Source organism: uncultured Arenimonas sp. (genome assembly GCF_963976025.1).
GTDB lineage: Bacteria > Pseudomonadota > Gammaproteobacteria > Xanthomonadales > Xanthomonadaceae > Arenimonas.
This window is the reverse complement of record NZ_CAXBJS010000060.1, coordinates 1-15,264: the sequence shown is the minus strand read 5'-3', so window position 1 is coordinate 15,264 and position 15,264 is coordinate 1. Positions and strand designations below refer to the sequence as shown.

General features: G+C 69.6%; 17 protein-coding genes. 13 read left to right on the top strand and 4 right to left on the bottom strand.

The genetic code is table 11. The annotated features are described in order from the left end of the window. On the top strand, window positions 1-724 hold a 724-nt coding region (locus AACZ35_RS06660; RefSeq protein WP_339827412.1), incomplete at its 5' end, for an aromatic amino acid lyase. Here the strand turns inward: AACZ35_RS06660 and AACZ35_RS06655 are convergent. Continuing rightward, the gene (locus AACZ35_RS06655; protein ID WP_339827410.1) at window positions 725-2,536 is read right to left on the bottom strand and encodes a diguanylate cyclase; all 1,812 of its coding nucleotides are present in this window, start codon (window positions 2,534-2,536) and stop codon (window positions 725-727) included. It abuts the gene before it with no gap. A gap of 120 nt (window positions 2,537-2,656) precedes the next feature. Here AACZ35_RS06655 and AACZ35_RS06650 point away from each other — a divergent pair, with 120 nt between their 5' ends. The 10 genes from AACZ35_RS06650 to AACZ35_RS06605 are packed head-to-tail and all read left to right on the top strand — an operon-like array spanning window position 2,657 to window position 11,748. Continuing rightward, window positions 2,657-2,983, top strand: a complete 327-nt coding sequence (locus AACZ35_RS06650) for a YerC/YecD family TrpR-related protein (protein WP_339827408.1) — start codon at window positions 2,657-2,659, stop codon at window positions 2,981-2,983. A 28-nt stretch (window positions 2,984-3,011) separates the two neighbouring features. Then, window positions 3,012-3,911, top strand: a complete 900-nt coding sequence (hisG, locus tag AACZ35_RS06645) for an ATP phosphoribosyltransferase (RefSeq protein ID WP_339827406.1) — start codon at window positions 3,012-3,014, stop codon at window positions 3,909-3,911. Next, window positions 3,908-5,206 carry a histidinol dehydrogenase gene (hisD, locus tag AACZ35_RS06640; RefSeq protein ID WP_339827404.1) on the top strand — a complete coding sequence of 433 codons (1,299 nt, stop codon included), beginning with the start codon at window positions 3,908-3,910 and terminating at the stop codon, window positions 5,204-5,206. Before hisG ends, hisD begins: the two co-directional genes overlap by 4 nt. Then, window positions 5,203-6,300 carry a histidinol-phosphate transaminase gene (gene hisC / locus AACZ35_RS06635; protein ID WP_339827402.1) on the top strand — a complete coding sequence of 366 codons (1,098 nt, stop codon included), beginning with the start codon at window positions 5,203-5,205 and terminating at the stop codon, window positions 6,298-6,300. Before hisD ends, hisC begins: the two co-directional genes overlap by 4 nt. Beyond that, on the top strand, window positions 6,297-7,385 hold the full coding sequence (hisB, locus tag AACZ35_RS06630) for a bifunctional histidinol-phosphatase/imidazoleglycerol-phosphate dehydratase HisB (RefSeq protein WP_339827399.1): 1,089 nt from the start codon (window positions 6,297-6,299) through the stop codon (window positions 7,383-7,385). The genes hisC and hisB overlap by 4 nt, the downstream gene beginning before the upstream one ends. After that, window positions 7,382-7,978 (top strand): imidazole glycerol phosphate synthase subunit HisH, encoded by a 597-nt coding sequence (hisH, locus tag AACZ35_RS06625; protein ID WP_339827397.1) that lies wholly within the window; start codon window positions 7,382-7,384, stop codon window positions 7,976-7,978. Before hisB ends, hisH begins: the two co-directional genes overlap by 4 nt. Beyond that, the gene (gene hisA, locus AACZ35_RS06620; protein WP_339827395.1) at window positions 7,978-8,727 is read left to right on the top strand and encodes a 1-(5-phosphoribosyl)-5-[(5-phosphoribosylamino)methylideneamino]imidazole-4-carboxamide isomerase; all 750 of its coding nucleotides are present in this window, start codon (window positions 7,978-7,980) and stop codon (window positions 8,725-8,727) included. Before hisH ends, hisA begins: the two co-directional genes overlap by 1 nt. After that, complete coding sequence (gene hisF / locus AACZ35_RS06615) at window positions 8,721-9,497, top strand: imidazole glycerol phosphate synthase subunit HisF (RefSeq protein ID WP_339827392.1); 777 nt, start codon at window positions 8,721-8,723, stop codon at window positions 9,495-9,497. Before hisA ends, hisF begins: the two co-directional genes overlap by 7 nt. Then, a complete protein-coding gene (hisIE, locus tag AACZ35_RS06610; protein WP_339827388.1) occupies window positions 9,487-10,101 on the top strand; it encodes a bifunctional phosphoribosyl-AMP cyclohydrolase/phosphoribosyl-ATP diphosphatase HisIE in 615 nt (204 codons plus the stop codon). Before hisF ends, hisIE begins: the two co-directional genes overlap by 11 nt. Window positions 10,102-10,155: 54 nt before the next feature. Then, window positions 10,156-11,748, top strand: coding sequence for a calcineurin-like phosphoesterase family protein (locus AACZ35_RS06605; RefSeq protein WP_339827385.1), 1,593 nt, complete (start codon window positions 10,156-10,158; stop codon window positions 11,746-11,748). Between the two features lie 7 nt (window positions 11,749-11,755). Here AACZ35_RS06605 and mtnC read toward each other — a convergent pair whose 3' ends face one another. The 3 genes from mtnC to AACZ35_RS06590 are packed head-to-tail and all read right to left on the bottom strand — an operon-like array spanning window position 11,756 to window position 13,631. Further along, window positions 11,756-12,445 carry an acireductone synthase gene (mtnC, locus tag AACZ35_RS06600; RefSeq protein WP_339827382.1) on the bottom strand — a complete coding sequence of 230 codons (690 nt, stop codon included), beginning with the start codon at window positions 12,443-12,445 and terminating at the stop codon, window positions 11,756-11,758. Continuing rightward, window positions 12,442-12,999, bottom strand: a complete 558-nt coding sequence (locus AACZ35_RS06595) for an acireductone dioxygenase (RefSeq protein ID WP_339827379.1) — start codon at window positions 12,997-12,999, stop codon at window positions 12,442-12,444. The genes mtnC and AACZ35_RS06595 overlap by 4 nt, the downstream gene beginning before the upstream one ends. Further along, window positions 12,996-13,631 (bottom strand): methylthioribulose 1-phosphate dehydratase, encoded by a 636-nt coding sequence (locus tag AACZ35_RS06590; RefSeq protein ID WP_339827377.1) that lies wholly within the window; start codon window positions 13,629-13,631, stop codon window positions 12,996-12,998. The genes AACZ35_RS06595 and AACZ35_RS06590 overlap by 4 nt, the downstream gene beginning before the upstream one ends. Before the next feature lie 117 nt (window positions 13,632-13,748). Between AACZ35_RS06590 and AACZ35_RS06585 the strand changes: the two genes are divergently transcribed. Continuing rightward, window positions 13,749-14,072, top strand: a complete 324-nt coding sequence (locus AACZ35_RS06585) for a high-potential iron-sulfur protein (RefSeq protein ID WP_339827414.1) — start codon at window positions 13,749-13,751, stop codon at window positions 14,070-14,072. An 81-nt stretch (window positions 14,073-14,153) separates the two neighbouring features. Further along, on the top strand, window positions 14,154-15,264 hold a 1,111-nt coding region (rmuC, locus tag AACZ35_RS06580), incomplete at its 3' end, for a DNA recombination protein RmuC (protein ID WP_339827374.1).

The following is a 15,264-nucleotide window of genomic DNA, read 5'->3' as shown; positions in this document are numbered from 1 at the left end:
CGAAGACCAGGTCGTCTCCGCCGGCCACTTCCACGGCATGCCGCTGGCGCTGGCGATGAGTTATCTCAAGGCCGCGATCCCGGTGCTGGCGTCGATCTCCGAGCGCCGTTTGAACAAGCTGGTCGACCCGGCCACCAACGACGGCCTGCCGGCTTTCCTGATCGGCAACGAAGACGGCACCGAAAGCGGTTTCATGATCGTGCAGTACACGGCTGCCGCGCTGGTTAACGACCTGGCGAGCCGGGCGCACCCGGCCAGCGTGTATTCGATTCCGACCTCGGCCAACGCCGAGGACCACGTGTCCATGGGCGCCAATGAAGGCCGGCACGTGCTGGAAATGGTCGAAGACCTGGCCCACGTGCTGGCGCTGGAGCTCTACACCGCCGCCCAGGCCCTGGACTACCGCCGCGACATGATCAACGCCGCCCGCGCCCTGGCGCGCGCCTCCGACGCCGAAGGCCTGGCGGTGAAAGTGCAGGGCGCACCGCTGCCTGGCCACCCCGACCGCGCGCCGTTCCTGGAAGAAGTCGAAGGCCTGCGCCGCGAGCTGGCCGAGTCGGCCGAGTTCGAACCCGGCGTCGCCGTGCGCGCCGCCTGGACCGCCCTGCGCGAAACCATCCCCTTCATGCCGCGCGACCGGGCCATGGACGGGGACGTCGCAACCGCAGTGCACTTGGTGCGCAGCGGCAAGTTGCTCACCGCCGCACGCCACTCCCTGCTCTGATCAGGTCGTGATGTCTTCGGCCGCGTGCACGCAGTTGCGGCCGCGGTCCTTGGCGGCGTACAGGGCGTCGTCGGCGCGGTGCAGGGCTTCGTCCACGCCGATGCCGGTGCCCGGGTGCAGCACGAAGGCGCCGATGCTGGCGCTGATGCCGATGTTGTTGCCGGCGTAACGCACCGGTTCGCTGAAAATGCGCACGCGCAGCTGTTCGGCCAGGTGCATCAGGCGGTCGCCCTGCATGTCGGGCACCACGGCTACGAACTCTTCGCCGCCGAAGCGCGCAATCACCGAGCCGTGCACCGACAGCGTGTCCGACAGGCAGCGGCCAAGCCAGCGCAGGCACTCGTCGCCGGCGAGGTGGCCGTAGGTGTCGTTGACGCGCTTGAAGTGGTCGAGATCAATTAGCAGCACCCCCAGTGCCTGCCGGTGTTCGGCGGCGTGGTGCATCTGGTGTTCGAACACGTCGCGGAAATGCCGGCGGTTGAACAGCCCGGTCAGCGCATCGCGGCGGTTGGATTCGCGCAGGCGCTGGTTGGCTTCGGCCAGCTGCTCGAGCGCGGTGCTCAGCTCCGAGGTGCGGCGGGCGACGTGGCGTTCGAGCTGTTCATTGTGTTCACGCACCAGGGTTTCGTTTTCGCTGCGAAGGCGCGCGTAGCGGTAGGCCAGGGCGAAGGACAGCAGGATCATTTCCAGCGCCGAACCAATCTGGATGCCGTATTCGGTGACGAAGGTCTTGGGAAGGATGCCGAAGGACACCGAGGCGTACAGCGCCGTGCCGAACAGCAGGCAGCTCCAGGCCAGCAGGAAGATCTTGGCCGGCGCGTAACCGCGGCGCAGCGAGATCACCGTCAGCGCCAGGATGTACAGCGCGCCCGGGAACACCGCCAGGGTCATCGGCAGCACCACGGTGCGGTATTCGAGCACCAGCGAGCCCAGGCCCATCAGCACGTAGAAGGCGATGATGGCCAGTGTGACCCGGTTGGCCCAGGGAATGCGCTCGCGCAGCTCCAGGAACACCCGGGCGAACTGGTGCATGGCGACCTGCGAGATCGCCATCGAAAGCGGAATCGAATAGTTGGCCAGCCAGGGTGAGTTCGGCCACAGGTATTCGAAGGACAGGCCGTTCAGGCACAGCACCACCAGGCCGAAGCCGGCGACGTGGAACATGTACCAGAAGTGGCTGGCGTCGCGCAGCGACAGCCACAGCACCAGGTTGTAACAAAACAGCGCGATGAGGATGCCGTAGAACAGGCCGATGCCCAGCTGCGCATCGCGTTCCCTTTCGGCGAACGCGGTCGGCGTGTACATCACCAGCGGCACCTGCATCGAGCTTCGGCTCGAGACCCGCACCAGCATTTCCACCCGCGTGCGCTGGGGCAGGTCGATCCAGAAGTTCGGCTGCCGGTAGCTGATGCTGCGGGCCGAGAAGGGCAGGGTGTCGCCGGTGGCCATGTGTTCGACCCGGCCATTGGGATAGCGCAGGTAGATGTCGACGTTGTCCAGCAGCGGGTAGTGCAGCACCAGCAGCCAGCGCTGCAGCTCGGCGTGGCTGTTGAAGATCTCGGCGTGGAACCAGTAGGCACCATCGCTGAAGCCGAAAGTGCTGCTTCCGTCGGGTAGCGGCTCGAACTCCCCGCGGCCAGCGCGGGCAAACATGGCGGCGGCGTCGGCCCGGCCGTCCGGATCGACGGCATAGCGCAGGTGGGGCTCGAGCCGGATCGAAGACGTGTGTTCGTCCAGCAGCGCAGGCTGGGCCGGGGCCGGGGAGGCCACGGCGGCCAGCAGCAGCGCCAGGAACACCGTGATTACGCGCATAGCGGCCCAATACCCCCCGAGTCGGCCTCACTGTAGTCCGCGGGGGCGGGGATGGCCAGACGAACAAGTCTCGCTTTGGTGCTTGACAATGTAATAGCGCGTTATTACATTAGCCGGGCCATGAAACGCCGCGACCCCGCCACCCGCCCCGATGACGCCGACCTGGACGCCCTGGTGGGCGCCCTGCTGAGCCTTCGCGAGCCGGCGGAGCTGCGCGCTTTCCTGGACGACCTGTGCACCCCCGCCGAGCTCGAAGCCCTGTGCGACCGCTGGCGGGTCATCCCGCTGCTGCAGCAGGGCGTGCCCTACCGGGAAATCCACGACCGCACCGGCGTCAGCGTCACGACCATCGGCCGTGTCGCCCGTTGCCTTGAACGCGGCGCCGGCGGTTACCGCCTGGCCGCGGAACGTCACGAACAAACTCTGCCGCACGACGCGGCGCACTGAATTTCCCTTTCAAGTAAACGGAGGCGTCATGAGGACGCACGACCGACTGCGCATTGCCATCCAGAAATCCGGCCGCCTGTCCGACCCCGCCCGCGACCTGCTCGCGCGCGCCGGCCTGGCGTTCCGGGAAAGCCGCGACCGCCTGTTCTGCTACGGCGAATCGCTGCCCATCGACCTGCTGCTGGTGCGCGACGACGACATCCCGGGCCTGATCGCCGAAGGCACCTGCGACCTGGGCGTGGTCGGCCAGAACGTACTGGAAGAACAGGCCCTGGAGCGCGCCGCCGGCGGCCAGCCCGAGGCCTATCGCGCCATTCGCGACCTGGGTTTCGGTCGCTGCCGCCTTTCGGTGGCGGTGCCCAACGAATGGGAATGGCCGGGCCCCGAGCGCCTGGCCGGCCTGCGCATCGCCACCAGCTACCCGCAGCTGCTGGCACGCTGGCTGCAGGGGCAGGGCGTGCAGGCCGACCCGGTGGTGCTTTCGGGTTCGGTGGAAATCGCCCCGCGCCTGGGCAAGGCCGAAGCGATCTGCGACCTGGTGTCCACCGGCGCCACGCTGATGGCCAACCAGCTCAAGGAAGCCGCCATCGTGTTCGAAAGCCAGGCCGTTCTGGCCGCGCCGGCGCAGCCCTTCGGCGATGCCCGCGCCGAGCTGGCGGCGATGCTGCTGCGTCGCCTTGACGCGGTCTTGAGCGTGCGTGCCAGCAAACTGGTGCTGTTCCAGGCCGCGCGCGAGGCCGTGCCGGGCCTGCTGAAACTGCTGCCCGACGCCGAACCGCCCACCGTGATGGCCATCGAAGGCCAGCGCGACCAGGTGGCCCTGCAGGCCCTGTGCCGCAGCGCCATGACCTGGCAGCGACTGGAAGACATGAAACGCGCCGGGGCCACGGGCCTGCTGGTGCTTCCGGTGGAGCAGATGCTGCAATGAAACGACTGGACTGGACGGCACTGGACCCCGGCGATCGCGCCCGCGCGCTCGACCGTCCCGGTGGCGGCGAACAGGACGACCTGGAAGCGGCCGTGCGCCGCATCTTCAACCAGGTGCGCGCCGACGGCGACGGGGCGCTGCGCGCGCTGACCCGGCGCTTCGACAACGTCGAGATCGCCGACTTCGCGGTCAGCGACGCCGAGTTCGCCGACGCCGAAGCCGGGCTCGACCCGGCGTTGCGCGTGGCGATGACCGAAGCCGTCGGCCGCCTGAAGGCCTGGCACGGCGCCGGCATGGGCCAGGGGTTCGAAGTCGAAACCGCGCCGGGGGTTGCCTGCGGTCGAATGCTGCGACCGATCGCGCGCGTGGGCCTGTACGTGCCCGCGGGGTCGGCGCCGCTGCCTTCCACCGCGCTGATGCTGGGCGTGCCGGCCGCGCTGGCGGGCTGCCCGCAGGTCGTGCTGTGCACGCCGCCGCGCGCCGACGGCCGCGCCGACCCGGCGGTGCTGGTGGCCGCGAAGCTGTGCGGCATTGGCCGGGTGTTCAAGATCGGCGGCGCCCAGGCGATTGCCGCCATGGCCCTGGGCACCGACAGCGTGCCGCGCTGCGACAAGCTCTTCGGCCCGGGCAATCGTTACGTCACCGCGGCCAAGCAGTATGCCGCGATGATGGCCGGTGGCCCGGCCATCGACATGCCCGCCGGCCCTTCCGAGGTGCTGGTGATCGCCGATGCCGGCGCGCCGCCCGCGCACGTGGCCGCCGACCTGCTGTCGCAGGCCGAGCACGGCCCGGATTCGCAGGTGATCCTGGCCACCGATTCGCTGGCCCTGCTCGACGCGGTCGAAGTCGAGGTGCGCCAGCAGCTGGCCGAGCTGCCGCGCCGGGACATCGCCGAGAAGGCGCTGCTGCACGCCCGCTTGTTCCAGGTGCGGAACCTCGACGAAGCCTTCGCGCTCTCGAACGACTACGCGCCCGAACACCTGATCCTGGCCCTGCGCGAACCGCGGGCGTGGCTCGACAAGGTGCAAAGCGCCGGGTCGGTCTTCCTGGGCGACTACGCGCCCGAAGGGCTGGGTGACTATTGTTCCGGCACCAACCACGTGCTGCCGACCAATGGCGCCGCGCGCGCCTGGAGCGGCGTCAGCGTGGCGAGCTTCCAGAAGGCGATCAGCTACCAGGAAGTCAGCCGCGCCGGCCTGGCCGCCATCGGACCGTGTGCCGTGGTGATGGCGCGCGCCGAAGGCCTGGAAGCACACGCGCAGTCGGTGCTGCGGCGCCTGGAAGGTGTGGCATGAGCAATCCAACGCAGAGCCCCTTGCTTGAGCTCGTGCGCCCGGACCTGCGTGGTTTCGGGGGCTACAGTTCGGCGCGGCGCGCGGGGGTCAGTGGTTCGGTCTGGCTCAACGCCAACGAAAGCGCCTGGCGCAACCCGGCCGACGGCGGCCTGGGCGCCAACCGTTACCCCGACCCGCAGCCCGAAGTCCTGCGCGCCCGGCTGGGTACCGTGTACGGCGTGCGCGCCGACCAGGTGCTGGTGGGCCGCGGCAGCGACGAAGCCATCGACCTGCTGGTGCGCGCCCTGTGCCGCCCGGGCCAGGACGCGGTGGTGATCGCGCCGCCGGTGTTCGGCATGTACGCGGTCAGCGCGCGCCTGCAGGGTGCGCCGCTGGTCGAAGTGCCGCTGCGCGACGGCGTCAATGGTTTTGAATCCGACCTCGACGCGATGGCCAGCGCCGCCATCGCCCACGGCGCCAAGCTGGTGTTCGTGTGTTCGCCGGCCAACCCGACCGGACAGGCCATCGCCGCCGCCGACCTGCGCGACCTGGCCCGACGCCTGGCCGGGCGCGCACTGGTGGTGGTGGACGAAGCCTACGGCGAATACAGCGACCAGCCATCCCTGGCCCGCGACATCGACGACCAGCCGAACCTGGCCGTGCTGCGCACGCTGTCCAAGGCGCACGCGCTGGCGGCGGCGCGCATCGGCTGCCTGCTGGCCGACGCCAGCCTGGTGCAGGTGCTGCGCAACTGCCAGGCGCCGTATCCGCTGCCTTCGCCCTGCGTGCAGCTGGCGCTGGCCGGCTTGTCCGAGCAGGCGCAGGCCCTGACCCGCCAGCACGTGCAGGCCGTGCGCGCGGAACGCGAACGCCTGCGCGTCGAACTCGCAAGCTGCCCGGGCGTGCGCCGTGTGTACCCCTCGCAGGGCAACTACCTGCTGGCGCGCTTCGAAGACGCCGGCCTGGCCTTCGCGCGCCTGCTGGCGGCCGGCGTGGTGGTGCGCGACATGCGCGCTTCATCGCAGCTGGCCGACGCGCTGCGCATCAGCATCGGCAAGGCCGAAGAAAACGACGCGGTGCTTGCCGCACTGCGGGCGGGGAGGGCAGCGGCATGAGCGGCCAGCGCATATTGTTCGTCGACCGCGACGGCACGATCATCGAAGAGCCTTCGGATTTCCAGGTCGATTCGTTCGAGAAGGTCCGGTTCGTCGAAGGCGTGATCCCGGCCATGCTGCAGCTGCGCGACGCCGGCTGGCAGTTCGTCATGGTCACCAACCAGGACGGCCTGGGCACGGCCTCGTTCCCGCGTGAACAGTTCGAGGGCCCGCAGGCGCTGGTGGTCCAGGTGCTGGCCTCGCAGGGCATCGTGTTCCGCGACGTGCTGGTGGACGAGAGCTTCGAGCACGAAAAAAATCCCACCCGCAAACCCGAACTGGGCCTGCTGATGGACTACCTGCGCGACCGGTCCATCGACCTGGCCAACTCGGCCGTGGTCGGCGACCGCGACACCGACCTGCAGATGGCGCGCAACCTGGGCTGCCGTGGCTTCCGCCTGGCGCCGGGCCCGGACACCTGGGCCGGCATCGCCCACGAGCTGGCCAACGCCCCGCGCACGGCCGTGGTGGAGCGCACCACCAAGGAAACCCGCATCCGCGTCGCGGTCGACCTCGACCAGCCGGCCGACCCGAAGGTCAGCACCGGCCTGGGCTTTTTCGACCACATGCTTGAACAGCTGGGCAAACACGGCGGCTTCGCCCTGGACATTCGCTGCGAAGGCGACCTGCACATCGACGAACACCACACCGTCGAAGACTGCGCCCTGGCCCTGGGCCAGGCCCTGCGCGAAGCCCTGCAGGACAAGCGCGGCGTCGGCCGCTACGGCGACTCGGTTGGCCGCGGCGCGATCACCCTGCCCATGGACGAAACCCTGGCCGGTGCGGCGGTGGATCTTTCCGGCCGGCCGTACTTCGTTTTCGAAGGCAGCTTCGCCCGCAGCGAAGTCGGCGGACTGGCCACCGAACTGGTGCCACACTTCTTCCGGTCGCTGGCCGACGAGGCGCGCATCAGCCTGCACCTGCGCGTGCAGGGCGAAAACAGCCACCACCAGGTCGAGGCCTGCTTCAAGGCCGTGGCGCGCGCGCTGCGCAAGGCCATGCGCCGCGAAGGCCGCGACCTGCCCAGCACCAAGGGTGTGCTGTGAAGGTCGTGCTGGTCGATTCCGGTGGCGCCAACCTCGGCTCCGTGCGTTATGCCCTTGAGCGACTGGGCGTGGCGCCGGTGGTCAGCGGCGATCCGGCGGTGATCACCGCTGCCGACCGCGTAATTCTGCCCGGCGTCGGCGCCGCCGCGCCGGGCATGGCACGCCTGCGCGAGCTGGACCTGGTGCCGACCCTGCGTGCGCTGGACAAGCCGCTGCTGGGCATCTGCCTGGGCATGCAGCTGCTGTTCGAATCGTCCGACGAAGGCGACGTCGAGTGCCTGGGCCTGCTGCCCGGGCGCGTGCGCCGCATGCAGCCGGCCGCCGGCCTGCGCGTGCCGCACATGGGCTGGAACCGCCTGAAGCCGAGCGGCGACAGCCCGCTGCTGGAAGGCATTCCCGACGGCGCCCAGGTGTATTTCGTGCACGGCTACGCCGCGCCGGTCGACGCCAACACCATCGCCAGCAGCGACCACGGCGACAAGTTCGCCGCCGTCGTGCAGCGGGGCCGCGTTGCCGGTGCCCAGTTCCATCCGGAACGCTCGGCCGCCTTCGGCGCGCGCCTGCTGGCCAACTTCATTCAGCGGGGCCTGTGATGTCCGATTTCCTGCTTTATCCCGCCATTGATGTGCGCGAAGGTCGCGTCGTGCGCCTGCGCCAGGGCGATTACGCCCAGGAAACCCGCTACCCGGCCGACCCCTTCGAGCTGGCTAGCCAGTACGCCCGGGCCGGCGCCACCTGGCTGCACCTGGTGGACCTGGATGCGGCCCGCGCCGGTGGTTACACGCTGGCGCCGCTGCTGCGCCGGCTGAAAGCCGAAACCCGCCTGCAGGTGCAGACCGGTGGCGGCGTGCGCAGCGAAGAGGATGTGGATGCGCTGCTCGAGGCCGGCGCCGACCGCGTGGTGGTCGGCTCGCTGGCCGTGCGCGAAACCGGGCGCGTGGCGTCCTGGGTGTCGCGCTACGGCGCCGCACGCCTGACCCTGGCGCTGGACACCCGCCGCGATGCCGAAGGCCGCTGGCGCCTGCCGGTACACGGCTGGACCGAAGACGGCAGCAAGGAACTCGACGTCCTGGCCGCCGCCTACGACGAAGTCGGCCTGCGCCACCTGCTGTGCACCGACATCAGCCGCGACGGCATGCTGTCGGGTCCGAACATCGAGCTCTACCGTTACCTGTGCCAGCGGTTCCCGCGCCTGGCGGTGCAGGCCTCGGGGGGAGCCCGCGACCTGGCCGACGTCGCCGCCGCCCGCGAGGCCGGCTGCAGTGGCATCGTGCTGGGCAAGGCACTGCTGGACGGCAAGCTGGACCTGGGCCAGGCGCTGGCGGAGGCCGCGCCGTGCTGAGTCGCCGCATCATTCCCTGCCTGGACGTGCGCGACGGCCAGGTGGTCAAGGGCGTGCGCTTCCGCGACCACGTGGTCATGGGCGCCATCGAAGACCTGGCCCTGCGCTACCGCGACGAAGGCGCCGACGAACTGGTGTTCTACGACATCACCGCCAGTCCGCAGGGGCGTGGCGTCGATGTCGCCTGGGTCGAACGCGTGGCGCGGCTGCTGGACATCCCGTTCTGCGTTGCCGGCGGCATCCGTTCCGTCGGCCAGGCGCGGGCCGTGCTGCACGCCGGCGCCGACAAGGTGTCGGTGAACACGCCAGCCCTGGATCGCCCGGAACTGATCTCCGAACTGGCGGCCGAGTTCGGCGTGCAGTGCGTGGTGGTCGGCATCGACAGCCTGCGCGACGCCGACGGCGAATGGCGCGTGCGCGCCTACACCGGCGACCCCGACCGCACCCAGGCGCTGCCGCGCCGCACCCTGGACTGGGTGGAAGAAGTGCAGGCCCTGGGCGCCGGCGAGATCGTGCTCAACTGTATGGGCGCCGACGGCGTACGCAGTGGTTACGACATTCAACAGCTGCAGGCGGTGCGGGCCCTGTGCCGGGTGCCGCTGGTGGCCTCGGGCGGCGCCGGCGAAGCCGGGCATTTCGCCGCGGCTTTTGAACAGGCCGACGTGGACGCGGCGCTGGCCGCGAGCGTCTTCCATGCCGGCACCGTGCGGATCCGGGAACTCAAATCCACGCTGCGCACGCGCGGCATCGAGGTGCGTGATGACGCCTGAACAGATCGACGCCCTGGCCTGGGACAAGCAGCAGGGCCTTCTGCCCGCCATCGTGCAGGACGCCAACGACCACCGCGTGCTGATGCTGGGCTACATGGACCGCGCCGCGCTAGACGCGACCCTGGCCACCGGCCGGGTCACCTTCTACAGCCGCAGCAAGCAGCGCCTGTGGATGAAGGGCGAGTCCACCGGCAACGTGCTGGCGCTGGTGTCGGTGCAGGCAGACTGCGATGCCGACACCCTGCTGGTGCAGGCGCGGCCCGCCGGTCCCACCTGCCACCTGGACCGGCCCAGCTGTTTCCCCGATGCCGCCGCCGCTTTCCTGCCGCAGCTCGACGCCCTGGTTGCCCGCCGCGAGCGCGAGCGCCCCGAGGGCAGCTACAGCACCCGCCTGTTCGCCGACGGCACCCGCCGCATCGCCCAGAAGGTGGGCGAGGAGGGCGTGGAAACCGCGCTGGCAGCGGTCGCCCAGGACGACGCGGCGCTGCTGGGCGAGGCCGCCGACCTGGCCTTCCACCTGCTGGTGCTGCTGCGTTCGCGCGGCCTGGGCCTGGCGGACGTGGAAGCCGTGCTGCGCGACCGCCACGCCGCCGCGGCGCGCTGAGGGCGGGGCGGCCGCGGATTGGCGATAATCGCGGCCCCTGTCCTGGAGCCGCGCATGCGCCTGTCGATCTTCGTTTGCCTGCTGGTGCTGGCGGGCCTGGCCCCGGACGTAGCGGCACGTGCCTGCAATGCCGGCGTGGTATTCGAAGACACCGACGGCGACGGCACGCGCGACCGCAGCGAACCGGCGCTGGCCGGCGTGCAGGTGTCCGACGGCCGCCGCATCGTGCGCACCGACGCGAACGGTCGCTGGTCCTTGCCGCTGTCGCCCGACCACACGGTGTTCGTGATCAAGCCGGCCAGCCATCGTTTCCCGAAAGGCGCAGACGGCCTGCCGCAATTCTGGCGCCACGTCGTGCGCGACCGGCAGCCGGCGCTGCGTTATGGCGGCCTGGAGCGGCAGACGCCGCGCTGCCATGACTTCGCGCTGCTGCCCAAGACCGCGCCGGCCGCGGAGCCGCTGAAGGTGCTGGTGTTCGGCGACCCGCAGCCCAAGACCGCCGTTGACGTCGACTACTACGCCCGCGACATCGTGGCGCCGATCGTCGATGCCGCCGGGGGCGCCCCGGCCGCCGACCTGGGCCTGACGCTCGGGGATGTGGTCAGCGACGACCTGTCGCTGTACCCGGCCATGAATCGCCACACGGCGACGCTGCGCACGCCCTGGCTGCACGTTGCCGGCAACCACGACCTCGACTTCGACGCCGCCGGCGACGAAAGGTCGCTCGACACTTTCCGCCGCCACTTCGGGCCCGACACCTTCGCCTGGGAAGAAGCCCAGGCCAGCTTCATCGTGCTCGACGACGTGATCTACCAGCCCGGCGCCGCCAAGCCCTACATCGGCGGCCTGCGCGAAGACCAGTTCGCTTTCCTGGCGGCGTATCTGGCCGACCTGCCGCGCGACCGCCGCCTGGTGCTGGCCGCACACATCCCGTTTTTCGACGAAGCCGGGCGCGAGACGTTCCGGCGCGCCGATCGCGAGCGCCTGTTCGAACTTCTCAAGCCCTTCACCAACGTGCTGCTGCTGACCGCCCACGGACACGTCCAGCGCCACCACCGCCACGGCCCGGCCGACGGCTGGTTCGGTGCGGCGCCGCTGCACGAATACAACGTCGGCGCGGCCTGCGGCGGTTACTGGAGCGGGCTGAAGGACGCCGAAGGCATTCCGGATTCGCGCATGTCGGACGGTACGCCGAACGGTTATGCGAGCGCGCGCTTCGCGGCCGACGGCAGCTACGACCTGCGCTGGCACGTGGCCCGCGGCGGCGACGCCAGCATGCACCTGCACGCGCCGCAGGTGCTGCGCGCCGGCGCCTATCCGGGCACGGGCGTGTACGCGAATGTTTACATGGGCGAAGCCGACAGCCGCGTCGAATACCGCGTCAACGGCGGCGACTGGCAGCCGATGCGCCTGAGCGACCAGCCCGACCCGGCCCTGCGCACGCAGAACCTGCTTGATGACGCCGCCGGAAGCCTGCGCGCCTACGACCGCCTGCCGGAAGCCGCGCAGACCACGCACCTGTGGCGCGGCACGCTGCCGACCGACCTGGGTCCGGGGCAATACCTGGTCGAGGTGCGCGCCTTCGACCGCTGGCGCGGCGAAATCAGGTCTTCAACAAGCTATCACCTGGAAACCGCGGCGCCCTGAGGCCGGTTCAGGGCGTGATGGCGGTGAAATCCTCGACGCGGGCATGGCCGTGGGTGGCCTCGCCGGTACGCGGCGTCGGGTAGTCCTGGCGGCGGTCCAGCAGCACCGTGTCCAGTCCGGCCTCGCGGGCGGCGTCGAGCTCTTCGACCACGTCCGACAGGAACAGCACCTGCGCCGCCGGCACGCCCAGGGCCTGCACGATGCGCCGGTAGCTGTCGGCTTCGCGCTTGCCGCCGTACTCCGTGTCGAACCAGTCGGTGATGAGGCTGGTCAGGTCGCCGGCGTCGGAATGCCCGAAAAACAGCTTCTGCGCCGGTACCGAGCCGGACGAATAAACGCTGATCGAATGCCCGGCCGCATGCCACTTCCGCAGCGCCTCGACGGCATCGGGGTAGATGTGGGCAGTGAAATCCGCCTGCCCGTAGCCGTCCTTCCACATCATGCCCTGCAGGGCCTTGAGCGCCGTGTGCTTGCGGTCCTGGTCGATCCAGCCCTGCAGCGTCTCGACGATCATCTCGTCCTGGCAGACCCCGCCGGTTTCGGCCGCCACCTGGTCCAGCCAGCGGCGCACGTCCGGGTCCTTGCCCCGCGCCGCCACGAAACCGGGCAACGCCCGCCGCGCATACGGAAACAGCACGTCCTTTACGAACGAAATGCTGGACGTGGTGCCTTCGATGTCGGTGAGGATGTGCTTCATCCGGCCTGCCCGGGTTCGTAGCGGGGAAAACGCTGGGCGATGTCGGTGCCGGTGAAGTGGCCGACCCAGCCGTCGGCTTCGGTGAAGAAGCGGATGGCGATGAAGCTCGGTTCCGGGCCCATGTCGAACCAGTGCGTGGTGCCGTCGGGCACGCCGACCAGGTCGCCGGCCTCGCAGCGGATTTCGTAGACCTTGTCGCCCACGTGCAGCGAAAACAGGCCCGAGCCGGCGACGAAGAAACGCACTTCGTCTTCCTTGTGGTAGTGCTCGTCCAGGAACTTGGCGCGCGCCGCGTCCTTGGCCGGGTTGTCGGGCGAGATCGACACCACGTCGACGCTGTTGAAGCCGTTTTCCGCCACCAGTTTGTCGATGTCGCTGCGATAGGCGGCCATGACCTCTTCGGGCGACGCGCCCGGCTGCACCGGCGCGCTGGCCTGCCACTGCTCGAAGCGTACGCCGATCGGTTTCAGGCGCTCGGCGATCTGCGCCAGGTCCTCGGTGCTCGAAAGCGGCGCGGAGGGGTTGTCGTGGTCGAAAATGCGAAGGCGGCTCATGCTTGCAGTCTCCGGAGGTCGAGTTCGCAGGACAGCAGGAATTCAAAGGCTTCCAGGTGCCGGCGGGCTTCGGCCATGTCCTTGCCCCAGGCATAGAGCCCGTGGCCGTTGATCAGGTAACCCCACATCGGCTGCTGGTCGAGCAGGGTTTCCACCCATTCGGCCAGTTCGTCCATGTCCTGGGTATTGGCGAGCACCGGCACGTCGACGGCCATTTCGTGGGTCTGGTTGCCGGCGAAGGCCTTGAGCAGCTCGTAGCCCTCCAGGTGCACGTGGCCCTGGGCGGCGTACAGGCGCGAGGCCACCGTCTGCACGTGGGAATGGGTGTGCAGAACGCAGCCCACGTCCGGGAATCGGGCGTAGAGCTGGGTGTGCAGCAGGGTTTCGGCCGAAGGGCGGTGTTCGGTGGCCACGGCCTTGCCGGCCATGTCCACGACCATGATGTCGGTGGCCACCAGGCGGCCCTTGTCGCGGCCCGAGACGGTGATCGCGGCGTGGCGCTCGTCCAGGCGCATCGAAAAATTGCTGCTGGTGGCCGGCGTCCAGCCCAGAGCGGACAGTTCGCGGGTGGCGGCGACGATTTCGTCGGCCCGGTTGGCCAGCTGGGCAGGGTCGTAGGGCAGGGTGTCCATGGGCCAAAGTCTAGCCGATGGGCGCGCACTGGGTGGCCTTGACCTGCATCAACGTTGCGTTCACTGAAGATGGGTAAACTGCCGCCAGCCAACGGAAACCCTCCGTAGCCAAGGAGCATCCATGAACACCACGAACACTTCCCGCCGCGGCTTCCTGGTCAAGGCCGCCCTGCTTGCCGCCGCCGTGCCCTTCGTGGCCCGGCCCTGGTCGGCCAGGCGTATGCCCAGGAGCTCAAGCCCCTGCCGCTGGACAACCCGCAGGCCAAGGCCCTGGCCTACGCGCTGGACGCCACCGCCGTGAAGCACCCGAGCTTCAAGCCGGGCAGCAACTGCGCCAACTGCCAGTTCTTCACCGCCGCCACCGGCGCCTGCACGCTGTTCCCGGGCTTCTCGGTGCCGGCGGAAGCCTGGTGCAGCGCCTGGGCCAAGAAGGCCGCCTGAGGCCGGTCCGCCGGCCGTCTCGGCCGGTGAGACGCCCCGGAGGCTAGAATCCCCGGCATCGACTGATGCCGGGGTTTTCTTTTGTCCGCTACGCAGCTTGTATTTCTCCTGATTGGCGTCCTGGCCGGCGCCGTGCTGGCCTTCGTGCTGGTTTCGGCCGGCAGCCGGCGCCAGCGCGAGGCTCTGCAGGCCGAACACCGCGAGGCCCAGGCCCGGCTTGAGGCCGAGCTGCGCGAAACCCGCGCCGCCCGCGAAGCCAGTGAATCCCGCGCCGCCGGCGCCGACACCCGCGCCGCCGCGCTCGAGGCCCGGCTGCAGGCCGAGCAGGTGGCCGCCCAACAGCGCTACCAGGACCTGGAAAGCGCCCGCGAACGCCTGAAATCCGAATTCCAGGCCCTGGCCGCGGAAATCCTGGAAGACAAGTCGCGCCGCTTCGGCGAACAGAACGCCAACCAGCTGGGCCAGCTGCTCAACCCGCTGCGCGAACAGCTGGTGGACTTCCGCAAGGTGGTTTCCGACACCTACGAGAAGGAAGGCCGCGAGCGGGTCACGCTTCAGGCCGAACTCAAGCAGCTGCTCGAACTCAACCGCCAGCTCAGCGACGAGGCCGGCAGCCTCACCCGGGCCCTGACCGCCGACAACCGCACCCAGGGCTACTGGGGCGAACTCAAGCTCGAACGCCTGCTTGAAAGCGCCGGCCTCGAGAAAGGCCAGCAGTACCTCACCCAGGAAAGCTTCAAGGACGAAGCCGGCGACCGCTACCGGCCCGACGCCCTGCTGCTGCTGCCCGAAGACCGCCATATCGTCATCGACGCCAAGGTGGTCCTGCTCGACTACCAGCGCGCCTGCGCCACCGACATCGCCGACAGCGAGCGCGAACGTTTCCTGGGCCAGCACACGGCGGCCCTGAAAAACCACGTGCGCGAACTCGGTGACAAGGACTACAGCCGCCTGCAGGGCCTGACCAGCCCCGACCTGGTGCTGATGTTCGTGCCGGTCGAGGCGGCTTTCCTTGAAGCCCTGCGCCGGGATCCGGGCCTCTACGACTTTGCCTTCGGCAAGAAGATCATCCTGGTCGGGCCCAGCAACCTGCTGGCCTCGCTGCGGCTGGTGGCGCAAATCTGGCGCACCGAGGCCCAGACCACCAATGCCAAGGCCATCGCCGACCGCGGCGCGGCGCCGATTGACGAGA